The organism is Klebsiella sp. PK01, from assembly GCF_057624675.1.
In genome coordinates this window covers 322,508-333,511 of the sequence record NZ_JBYEZM010000006.1, presented here as the reverse complement: position 1 = coordinate 333,511, position 11,004 = coordinate 322,508, and the positions used below count along the sequence as shown (strand labels likewise).

Sequence of the window (11,004 nt, the reverse complement as noted above, 5' to 3'; positions counted from 1 at the left end):
CTCTCTGTGCTACCGCTCGACTTGCATGTGTTAGGCCTGCCGCCAGCGTTCAATCTGAGCCATGATCAAACTCTTCAATTTAAGTTTGATGCTCGTGAATTAAACTTCGTAATGAATTACGCATGTTCACTCAGAGACTTGGTATTCATTTATTGTCCGAAGACATTAAGAATCCATGTCACTTTGAGTGCCCACACAGATTGTCTGATAAATTGTTAAAGAGCAGTTGCAACGCGGCTTTCAGCTCACCGTTGCGAGGTCCCGTATATTACGTTTTCCTCTTTCAGAGTCAACCCTGAATTTCAGAATTTTTCTCTTCAACCGAACCGGCTGTTTGTGTGAAGTGATTCACATTTGCCGTGTCAGTGGGAGCGCATTATAGGGAGCTGCTGAGATATAGCAAGCCTTAAAATACAAAAAACTTATCAAGCGCTCATTAATTAAACTTTTCACGTTTATCCGCGTTAAGACCGAACCGACAAAACCCAGTATTCACGCGGCCTGCAGAGCATTCCCTACCGAAACCACTTTTTTGCGAAAACGCGATTTTTCTCGTTCTCCCATCGCCGCTATTACGCCAATGGTGAATTAAGCACCACTCTTGACCCATGACAAAGCGCTCAGCTTCCTCTCCTTTCTATAATCAGAGCCGTTTCTTCCTACTGGTAATAATCTATGGCTTATCAACTCAACATTAACTGGCCCGAGTTTTTAGAGAAGTACTGGCAAAAGCAGCCGGTCGTATTAAAGAAGGCGTTTCCGAACTTCATCGACCCCATTACGCCAGACGAACTGGCCGGGTTAGCCATGGAGCCGGAAGTCGATAGCCGGCTGGTCAGCCTGGTTAACGGTAAATGGCAGGCCAGTAACGGTCCATTTGAGCATTTCGACGGGCTGGGCGAAAGCGGCTGGTCATTGCTGGCCCAGGCGGTAAACCACTGGCATATGCCGGCCGCCGAACTGGTGCGCCCGTTCCGCGTGCTGCCTGACTGGCGTTTAGACGATCTGATGATCTCCTTCTCCGTCCCCGGCGGCGGTGTGGGCCCGCATATCGATCAGTATGACGTCTTTATTATTCAGGGAATGGGCAGCCGCCGCTGGCGCGTGGGCGATAAGCTGCCGATGCGTCAGTTCTGTCCGCATCCGGCACTGCTGCACGTCGATCCGTTCCCACCGATCATTGATGAAGATCTGGAGCCGGGCGACATCCTCTATATTCCACCGGGATTCCCGCACGACGGCGTAACCCACGAAACGGCACTGAACTACTCCGTCGGCTTCCGCGGGCCAAACGGCCGCGACCTGATCAGCAGCTTCGCCGACTATGTGCTGGAAAACGACCTCGGCGGCGAACACTACAGCGATCCTGATCTCACCTGCCGCGAGCATCCGGGCCGGGTTGAAGAGTATGAACTCGAACGTCTGCGCAACATGATGATCGACATGATTCGCCAACCCGAAGACTTCAAGCAGTGGTTCGGCAGTTTCGTCACCACGCCGCGTCACGAGCTGGACATTGCTCCGGCGGAACCGGCATATGAAGAAGCGGAAGTGGTCGATGCGCTGCTGGGCGGCGAAAAGCTTTCTCGCCTGAGCGGCCTGCGCGTTCTGCATATCGGCGACAGCTTCTTCGTACATAGCGAACAGCTGGATACCACCGATGCCGGAGCGCTGGATGCATTGTGCCGCTATACCTCATTAGGTCAAGAAGAGCTCGGCAGCGGCCTGAAAAATCCGGCATTCGTTAGCGAACTGACGCGCCTGATTAATCAGGGCTACTGGTACTTCGAAGAGTAAGAGAACGGCAATACTGCGGGCAGCCGCCTGGCGCTGCCCGCTATCTCTCAGACATTATCCAGACAACTCGCCCCCATCACCTCCACCACTGATTAGAGAGCTGGAATTTGTTGGCGATGCGCTTTTGCTTCCGCCTGATGGGCAAACGCCTGGCCATTATTCAGCGATTCATGAAATACCGCAGCCTGTTCATGTTCATTCATTTGTGAAAAAGAACGCGGCTGTTTCGGGGAGGCAAGATTGTCGCCCACCTGCGCAAGATGCCCCTGCGCCATCTGCTGATGGGCCGGCGACTGCCCGTTGTTCATCATCTCATGCGCCAACGCCGCGTTGTGATGGGTCATTTCCGCAGCATTCGCCACACTTGCTGCAAAAATAACGCTGATAGCCACGATAGTGCGTACTGTGTTCATTCTATTACTCCCTGAAGATTAACAAATAGTGAGTCATCAACAGGAAGGATAAAATAATGGCTCTGTCGCCAGCGTGACCGCATTATGACGAAGCCGTCAGATGAGGTCGTTATTGCGCATATTTTGGTAATACCACAATAAAACGCGTAGATCGTTGATCGGACTGCACCGCCACGCTGCCGTGATGGGCGCTGACAATCGATTTTACAATCGCCAGACCGATACCGCTGCCCTCGCCTTTGCGCTGGCGTGACGGGTCGACGCGATAGAAACGGTCAAACAGGCGCGGCAAATGTTCAGCAGCAATCGGCGCGCCGGGGTTCTCCACCACCAGGCGAATCTTCTCGGCGCTTTCGCTCAACTGAATGGTCACCGCCTGTCCGGCCGGCGTATAGCGGATCGCGTTCGACAGCAGGTTGCTGATTGCCCGCCGCAGCATCAGCGGGTCGCCAATCACCCGGCAGTGGCTACCGACAAAACGCAGCGCCACCTCTTTTTCTTCCGCCCACGCTTCAAAGAACTCAAACACCTTATTCACTTCCTCGGCCAGATCCAGCGCCCGCTGTTCAGGGATCAGCTGGTTATTATCCGCCTGGGCGAGGAACAACATATCGCTGACCATCCGCGACATACGCGAAAACTCTTCGAGATTAGAATAGAGCACCTCTTCCAGCTCCTGCTGGCTGCGGCTCTGGCTTAAGGCGATTTCGGTTTGCGTCACCAGGTTGGTTATCGGCGTACGGATTTCATGGGCGATATCGGCGGAGAAATTAGACTGCCGGGTAAAGACATCCTCTATCCGCTCCAGCATATGGTTAAACGACAGCGCCAGCCGCTCCAGCTCGATGGGTACCGCCTGTGGGTCAAGGCGTACATCGAGATCCCGGGAGGTAATATTCTGGATCTGGCGGCTGATCTGGCGAATCGGCTTATGCCCCTGATAGACCACAAACAGCACGATGGCGATAATCAACAGGCTGATTATCGACGCCGCGGAAATCAGCTTTGCTTTGAGCTCATTAATATAGTGCAGGTGAAAGTCGATCGATAAAGCCATCAGCAGATGCCAGGCCGGTTTACCGTCCGCCTGTTTGCCCAGCGGCAACATGATTAGCCGCCAGGAGCGGGTCTCCATTTGATGATTATCATGAACCATTTCCCGCGGCTGCGGGTCGGTCCATGAAATCACATTACCGTCGCGCAACTTCATCGCCAGCCCCGGCGTGCTCATAATATGGCTGAGTTCCGGGCCGTCTGGCGACTGAAACAGAATATTGCCCTCGGCATCATCCAGACAGATAAAGACGTTAGCGTAGCCGCCGATCACGTTTTTTAAGATCTCCAGCCGCCGCTCCTGCGGATAGTCGGCATGGTTGAGCACCGTCTCAAGCGTGGTACTGAGCTGCTTGAGGTCGTGAACGTCGCGCTCTTCAAAGTGAGCCTTCACCGAATGGATCATGATCCAGGTGAAGGCAAAGAAAGCGATGATGGTGGCGAGGCTAATAAAGAAGGTCAGCCGGGTGGCCAACGAAAAGGGGCGCTTAGCGGCCATCCGGCACCTCAAGCATATAGCCGACGCCGCGCACGGTCTGGATAAGCTTCGGCTCGAAGTCGTTATCGATTTTGGCGCGCAGCCGCTTCACCGCCACGTCGATGGCGTTAGTGTCGCTGTCGAAATTCATATCCCACACCTGCGACGCGATCAGCGAACGGGGTAGCACCTCGCCCTGATGGCGCAAGAAGAACTCCAGCAGGGTAAACTCTTTGCTGGTCAGGGTGATACGAGTCGCGCCGCGCGTCACCTTGCGGCTCACCAAATCAACGCTGAGATCGGCCGCCTGAAACTGGCTTTCTACTATTACCGCCGCCCCGCGACGCAGCAGAGTGCGCACCCGCGCCAGCAGTTCCGCAAAAGCAAAGGGCTTCACCAGATAGTCGTCGGCGCCCAGCTCCAGCCCCTTCACCCGATGCTCGATAGTGCCAAGCGCGGTGAGCAGCAGGATCGGCATCCCTTTATTGGCGGCGCGCAGCATGCGCACGATATCCCAGCCATTGACGTCCGGCAGCATGATGTCGAGGATCAGCAGATCGTAGTCGCTGGTCATCGCCAGGTGATAACCGTTAAGGCCATTGTCGGCCAGGTCGACGACGAATCCGGCTTCGGTAAGCCCTTTGGTCAGGTACTCCCCGGTTTTCTTCTCATCTTCGACAATCAAAATCTTCACGGCTGGCTCCTTCACGCGCGCTCTGTGCGGGTATTCAATTTTAGAGGAGCCCCTCCGGATAGCAATGAAATATCAGGAAAATGACAGCTTTGTCATTTTCCTGTCACGCGTTGAACAGAGCCCGCTGCGTAAAGTATCCGCCATTGATAAATCACCGAAAACCGTCTGTCGCCATGCGCCCAATAAAGCTTCTTACTCTCAGCGTGATATTCGCCTTAACCGGCTGTTTGTCACTTGCTCCGGACTATCAGCGCCCCGCCGCGCCGGTACCGCAGCAGTTCTCTCTCAGCCAGAACAAACTGGTTACCGCGACGGCGGGCTACCAGGAGACCGGTTGGCGCACCTTTTTCGTCGACCCGCAGGTGAAAAGCCTGATTAGCACCGCGCTAACCAACAACCGCGATCTACGGATGGCGACGCTGAAAGTGCAGGAAGCCCGCGCCCAGTACCGGGTGACCGACGCCGACCGCTACCCACAGCTTAACGGCGACGGCAGCACCACCTATGGCGGCAAGCTCAAAGGCGACACCACCACCAGCAGCGATTATGCCGCCGACTTGAATCTCAGCTACGACCTCGACTTCTTTGGCCGGTTGAAAAACCTTAGCGAGGCCGACCGACAGAACTTCTTCGCCAGCGAAGAGGCGCGGCGCGCGGTGCATATCCTGTTGATTGCTAACGTTTCACAAAGCTACTTCAACCAGCGGCTGGCGGCGGCGCAGCTACAGGTGGCGAACGACACCTTGCAGAACTATCAGCAGTCTTACGCCTTCGTTGAAAAACAGCTGCTGACCGGCAGCACCACCGTGCTGGCGCTGGAACAGGCGCGCGGCATGATCGAAAGCACCCGCGCCGATATCGCCAAACGGCAAGGCCAGCTGGCGCAGGCCAATAACGCCCTGCAGCTACTGCTCGGCAGCTATCAACGGCTGCCGGACGATAACGCCAGCAGCGCGGTGGACCTGAAAGGCGTAACCCTGCCGCCGTCGCTCTCCTCAGAGATCCTGCTGCAGCGGCCGGATATTTTAGAGGCCGAACACAGCCTGCTGGCGGCCAACGCCAATATCGGCGCCGCGCGGGCGGCCTTCTTCCCGTCGATTACCCTGACCAGCTCGCTCTCTGGCAGCAGCAGCGAGCTCTCCAGCCTGTTTAACGCCGGCAGCGCGATGTGGAACTTCATCCCCAAAATCGAACTGCCGATTTTCAACGCCGGGCGCAATCAGGCCAACCTTGACCTGGCGGAGATCCGCCAGCAGCAGCAGGTAGTCAACTATGAGCAAAAAATACAGTCCGCCTTTAAAGAGGTGGCCGACGCGTTGGCCCTGCGCCAAAGCCTGGCCGATCAGATTGCCGCCCAGCAGCGCTATCTCGCTTCACTAAATATCACCCTGCAGCGCGCGACTGCGCTCTATCGTCACGGCGCGGTCAGCTACATCGAAGTCCTGAGCGCCCAGCGCGACATTTTCACCACCCGACAAACCCTGCTGGAACTCAACTATTCCCGTCAGGCGAATGAAATCACCCTGTTCACCGCCCTCGGCGGCGGCTGGATGGAATAACCCGAGGAGTCTTGATTATGAATTCACTGTCTAAAATCGCCCTGTTCACCCTGCTCTCTGGCGCAGTGTTCGCGGCCCAGGCTGCCGAACCGCACGCCGGCATGGCTATGCATGAACAACCCGCCGCCGCGCAGACGCAAAGCATCACTGGTAAAGGCGTCATTAAAGCCATTGATATGGATAGTAAAAAAATCACTATCGCCCACGAGGCCATCCCGGCGGTGAACTGGCCGCCGATGACCATGCGCTTCACCATCACCCCGCAGACGCAGCTCAACAATGTGAAGGATGGCGACAGCGTGGACTTCACCTTCGTTCAGCAGGGCAATCTGTCGCTGTTACAGGATATCCGCGCCCAATAACGGCCCGGCGACGGTAGCCTACCTCAACAACTGAATGGACGACACATGGCATCCCTGACACTGAAAAATACGGCGCTGATCCTCGGCAGCATGCTGATTGGCGGCGCGCTTACCGCGGCGCTGTATACCCGACTGACGCCGACCCACGCTGCCGCTCCGGCGGCCGAGCAGCAGCGTAAAGTGCTGTTCTGGTACGACCCGATGTACCCGAATACTCGCTTTGATAAACCGGGTAAATCGCCGTTTATGGATATGGACCTGGTGCCGAAATACGCTGATGAGGAGAGTGCCGCCGTCGGTGCGCCGGGGGTGCGTATCGACCCGACGCAGACCCAAAACCTCGGCGTAAAAACCGCCGCGGTCACCCGCGGGCCGCTGCGCTACGCCCAGACCTTTCCGGCCAACATCAGCTATAACGAGTACCAGTACGTGATTATGCAGGCGCGGGCGGCGGGCTTTATCAATAAAGTCTATCCGCTGACCGTCGGCGACAAAGTCAAGCAAGGCACGCCGTTACTCGAGCTGACCATCCCGGACTGGGTGGAAGCGCAGAGCGAATATCTTTTATTGCAGGAGACCGGGGGCACCGCCACGCAGGTTGAGGGGATCCTTGAGCGTCTACGCCTCGCCGGAATGCCGGATGACGATATCCGCCGCCTGAAAACCACGCGTAAAATCCAGACCCGCTTTACTCTCAAAGCACCGATCGATGGCGTTATTACCGCCTTCGATCTGCGCGCCGGAATGAATATCGCCAAAGATAATGTGGTGGCGAAAATTCAGGGCATGGACCCGGTGTGGGTCAGCGTGGCAGTACCGGAATCCATCGCCTGGCTAATTAAAGACGCCTCGCAGTTCGCCATTCAGGTTCCCGCCTGGCCGGGAAAAACCTTCAGCATCAACAAATGGACCATTCTCCCCAGCGTCGATAGCGCCACCCGTACCCTGCAGCTACGCCTGCAGGTTAACAACCCGAATGAAGCGCTGAAGCCGGGGATGAACGCCTATCTGAAACTGACCAGCGAAAGCGCGCCGATGCTGCTTATCCCATCAAAAGCGTTGATCGACAGCGGTAGCGAGCAGCGAGTGATTACCGTGGATAACGAGGGCCGCTTCGTACCGAAGCTCGTACAGGTATTCCATGAATCCGCCGGCGTCACGGCCATTCGCAGCGGTCTGCAGGAGGGCGAAAAAGTCGTCGCCAGCGGCCTGTTCCTGATCGACTCGGAAGCCAATATCTCCGGCGCGCTGGAGCGCATGCGCGCACAGGCTCCTGATGTCACAGCCCCTGCCGCCCACGCGCACTGAGGAACGGAACATGATTGAATGGATTATCCGCCGCTCGGTGGCCAACCGCTTCCTGGTGATGATGGCGGCGCTGTTTCTCAGCATCTGGGGGACCTGGACCATCATCCAAACTCCGGTGGACGCCCTGCCGGACCTCTCCGACGTACAGGTAATCGTCAAAACCAGCTACCCGGGGCAGGCGCCGCAGATCGTTGAAAACCAGGTCACCTGGCCGCTGACCACCACCATGCTGTCAGTCCCCGGCGCCAAAACGGTGCGCGGCTTCTCGCAGTTTGGCGACTCCTACGTGTATGTAATATTTGAAGACGGCACCGATCCTTACTGGGCGCGCTCGCGGGTGCTGGAGTATCTCAATCAGGTGCAGGGCAAACTGCCCGCCGGGGTCAGCGCCGAAATGGGCCCTGACGCCACCGGGGTTGGCTGGGTCTTCGAGTACGCGCTGGTCGACCGCAGCGGCAAACATGACCTCGCCGAACTGCGCTCGTTGCAGGACTGGTTCTTAAAATATGAGCTAAAAACCATTCCAAACGTCTCGGAAGTGGCGTCGGTAGGCGGCGTGGTCAAGGAGTATCAGATTGTCGTCGACCCGATGAAGCTGACCCAGTACGGCATCAGCCTCGGCGAGGTGAAATCGGCGCTGGACGCCTCTAACCAGGAGGCGGGCGGCTCTTCCGTCGAACTGGCGGAAGCCGAATATATGGTGCGCGCCAGCGGCTACCTGCAGACGCTCGACGACTTCAAAAATATCGTGCTGAAAACCGGTGACAACGGCGTGCCGGTGTATCTCGGCGACGTTGCGCGGGTGCAGATTGGCCCGGAGATGCGCCGCGGTATCGCCGAGCTTAACGGCGAGGGCGAAGTGGCCGGCGGCGTGGTGATCCTGCGCTCCGGCAAGAACGCCCGCGAGGTGATCTCGGCGGTCAAAGAGAAGCTGGCGTCGCTGCAAAGCAGCCTGCCGGAAGGGGTTGAAGTGGTTACCACTTACGACCGCAGTCAGCTTATCGACCGCGCCATCGACAACCTCAGCTACAAGCTGCTGGAAGAGTTTATCGTCGTTGCGCTGGTCTGCGCCCTTTTCCTGTGGCACGTGCGCTCGGCGCTAGTGGCGATTATCTCGCTGCCGCTCGGCCTGTGTTTCGCCTTTATCATGATGCATTTCCAGGGGCTCAACGCCAACATCATGTCGCTGGGCGGGATCGCCATTGCGGTAGGGGCGATGGTCGATGCCGCCATCGTGATGATTGAGAACGCCCATAAGCGGCTGGAAGAGTGGGAACATCAGCACCCGGGAGAGAAGCTAAGCAACGACATCCGCTGGAAAATCATTACCGATGCGTCGGTGGAGGTCGGCCCGGCGCTGTTTATCAGCCTGCTGATCATTACCCTGTCGTTTATCCCAATTTTCACCCTCGAAGGCCAGGAGGGCAAACTGTTCGGCCCGCTGGCCTTCACCAAAACCTGGTCGATGGCCGGGGCGGCGCTGCTGGCGATCGTGGTGATCCCGATCCTGATGGGCTTCTGGATCCGCGGCAAGATCCCGGCGGAGAACAGCAATCCGCTGAACCGCTTTTTGATCCGTATTTATCACCCGCTGCTGCTGAAGGTACTGCACTGGCCAAAGACTACCCTGCTGATCGCGCTCCTGTCGATCCTGACGGTTATCTGGCCGCTAAACCGGGTCGGCGGCGAGTTTCTGCCGCAGATTAACGAAGGCGATCTGCTGTATATGCCGTCAACGCTGCCGGGGATCTCCGCTGCGCAGGCGGCGGATATGCTGCAAAAGACCGATAAGCTGATCATGACGGTGCCGGAAGTGGCGCGGGTGTTCGGCAAAACCGGCAAGGCCGAAACCGCCACCGACTCGGCGCCGCTGGAGATGGTAGAGACCACGATTCAGCTTAAGCCACAGGACCAGTGGCGACCGGGGATGACCATGGAGAAGATCGTCGAGGAGCTGGATAAAACCGTGCGTCTGCCGGGGCTGGCGAACCTGTGGGTGCCGCCGATCCGCAACCGCATCGACATGCTCTCCACCGGCATCAAGAGCCCGATCGGCATTAAAGTTTCCGGCACTAACCTGGCCGATATCGACGCCATCGCCGAACAAATTGAAGTGGTGGCGCGCACAGTGCCGGGAGTTACTTCGGCATTAGCCGAGCGGCTGGTCGGCGGGCGCTACCTCAACATTGATATTCAGCGTGAGAAGGCGGCCCGCTACGGCATGACCGTCGGCGACGTGCAGTTGTTTGTTTCGTCCGCCATCGGCGGCGCGATGGTCGGCGAAACGGTAGAGGGCGTCGAGCGCTATCCGATCAACATCCGCTACCCGCAGAGCTATCGCGATAGCCCGGAGACCCTCCGCCAGTTGCCGATCCTCACGCCGCTGAAGCAGCAGATCGTGCTCGGCGACGTCGCCGAGGTTAAAGTCGTTACCGGGCCATCGATGCTGAAGACCGAGAACGCCCGCCCGACCAGTTGGATCTACATCGACGCCCGCGACCGCGATATGGTCTCGGTGGTGCGCGATCTGCAGCATGCCATCGGCAAAGAAGTAAAGCTGAAGCCGGGCATCAGCGTCTCCTACTCCGGGCAGTTTGAGCTGCTGGAACGCGCCAATCAGAAGCTGAAGCTGATGGTACCGATGACGCTGATGATTATCTTCGTGCTGCTGTACCTGGCGTTCCGCCGCTTCGGCGAGGCGCTGCTGATTATCACCAGCGTGCCGTTCGCCCTCGTCGGCGGGATCTGGTTCCTCTACTGGATGGGATTCCATCTGTCGGTGGCCACCGGTACCGGCTTTATCGCCCTCGCCGGGGTGGCGGCAGAATTTGGCGTGGTGATGCTGATGTACCTGCGCCACGCCATTGAGGCGGAGCCATCGCTGGAGAACCCGCAGACCTTCAGCGCCGATAAACTCGACGAGGCGCTGTATCAGGGCGCGGTGCTGCGCGTGCGGCCAAAGGCGATGACCGTGGCGGTGATTATCGCCGGCCTGCTGCCGATTTTATGGGGCACCGGCGCCGGGTCGGAAGTGATGAGCCGTATCGCCGCGCCGATGATTGGCGGGATGATCACCGCGCCGCTGCTGTCGCTGTTTATCATTCCGGCGGCATATAAGCTGATGTGGCTGTATCGGCATCGGGGCAAGCCGGGGAATAAATAATGGCAAGCCCGTTGGTATTTCACCAGCGGGCCTTTTAATTATTAGACCCACAAGTCATTCCCTCATTTAACCAACATCCACACTCATATTATCTCATCCTCTGCGCCAATCGGCCTTCACCCCACGTTATTCCCTTTAGCTTCATTGATTTTCCTGCTCACTCTGACTGCGTATTTA

The 11,004-nt window shown here is 57.5% G+C and carries 8 protein-coding genes and 1 rRNA gene; 5 read left to right on the top strand and 4 right to left on the bottom strand.

What is annotated here, in order from left to right; genetic code table 11:
* Positions 1–81, bottom strand: a 16S ribosomal RNA gene (locus AC22LX_RS20325); the annotation flags it as partial.
* A 594-nt stretch (positions 82–675) separates the two neighbouring features.
* Between AC22LX_RS20325 and AC22LX_RS20320 the strand changes: the two genes are divergently transcribed.
* Complete coding sequence (locus AC22LX_RS20320; protein WP_045394793.1) at positions 676–1,797, top strand: ribosomal protein uL16 3-hydroxylase; 1,122 nt, start codon at positions 676–678, stop codon at positions 1,795–1,797.
* Positions 1,798–1,889: 92 nt separating this feature from the next.
* Here AC22LX_RS20320 and AC22LX_RS20315 read toward each other — a convergent pair whose 3' ends face one another.
* The 3 genes from AC22LX_RS20315 to cusR all read right to left on the bottom strand — a co-directional run bounded on the left by AC22LX_RS20315 (position 1,890) and on the right by cusR (position 4,435).
* Entirely contained in the window at positions 1,890–2,210 is a 321-nt protein-coding gene (locus tag AC22LX_RS20315; protein WP_045394792.1) for a hypothetical protein, read from the bottom strand.
* A gap of 109 nt (positions 2,211–2,319) precedes the next feature.
* Entirely contained in the window at positions 2,320–3,762 is a 1,443-nt protein-coding gene (locus tag AC22LX_RS20310) for a Cu(+)/Ag(+) sensor histidine kinase (RefSeq protein ID WP_047078540.1), read from the bottom strand.
* Positions 3,752–4,435, bottom strand: a complete 684-nt coding sequence (gene cusR / locus AC22LX_RS20305; protein ID WP_008807068.1) for a copper response regulator transcription factor CusR — start codon at positions 4,433–4,435, stop codon at positions 3,752–3,754. Before cusR ends, AC22LX_RS20310 begins: the two co-directional genes overlap by 11 nt.
* Before the next feature lie 173 nt (positions 4,436–4,608).
* Here cusR and AC22LX_RS20300 point away from each other — a divergent pair, with 173 nt between their 5' ends.
* Genes AC22LX_RS20300 through AC22LX_RS20285 form a run of 4 tightly spaced genes read left to right on the top strand, consistent with a single transcriptional unit; the run spans position 4,609 to position 10,827 of the window.
* Entirely contained in the window at positions 4,609–5,994 is a 1,386-nt protein-coding gene (locus tag AC22LX_RS20300) for an efflux transporter outer membrane subunit (protein ID WP_087876791.1), read from the top strand.
* Between the two features lie 17 nt (positions 5,995–6,011).
* On the top strand, positions 6,012–6,356 hold the full coding sequence (gene cusF, locus AC22LX_RS20295) for a cation efflux system protein CusF (protein WP_015368490.1): 345 nt from the start codon (positions 6,012–6,014) through the stop codon (positions 6,354–6,356).
* A gap of 45 nt (positions 6,357–6,401) precedes the next feature.
* Complete coding sequence (locus AC22LX_RS20290; protein WP_087876790.1) at positions 6,402–7,664, top strand: efflux RND transporter periplasmic adaptor subunit; 1,263 nt, start codon at positions 6,402–6,404, stop codon at positions 7,662–7,664.
* Between the two features lie 10 nt (positions 7,665–7,674).
* Complete coding sequence (locus AC22LX_RS20285) at positions 7,675–10,827, top strand: CusA/CzcA family heavy metal efflux RND transporter (RefSeq protein ID WP_487334175.1); 3,153 nt, start codon at positions 7,675–7,677, stop codon at positions 10,825–10,827.
* The last annotated feature ends 177 nt before the right edge of the window (positions 10,828–11,004 follow it).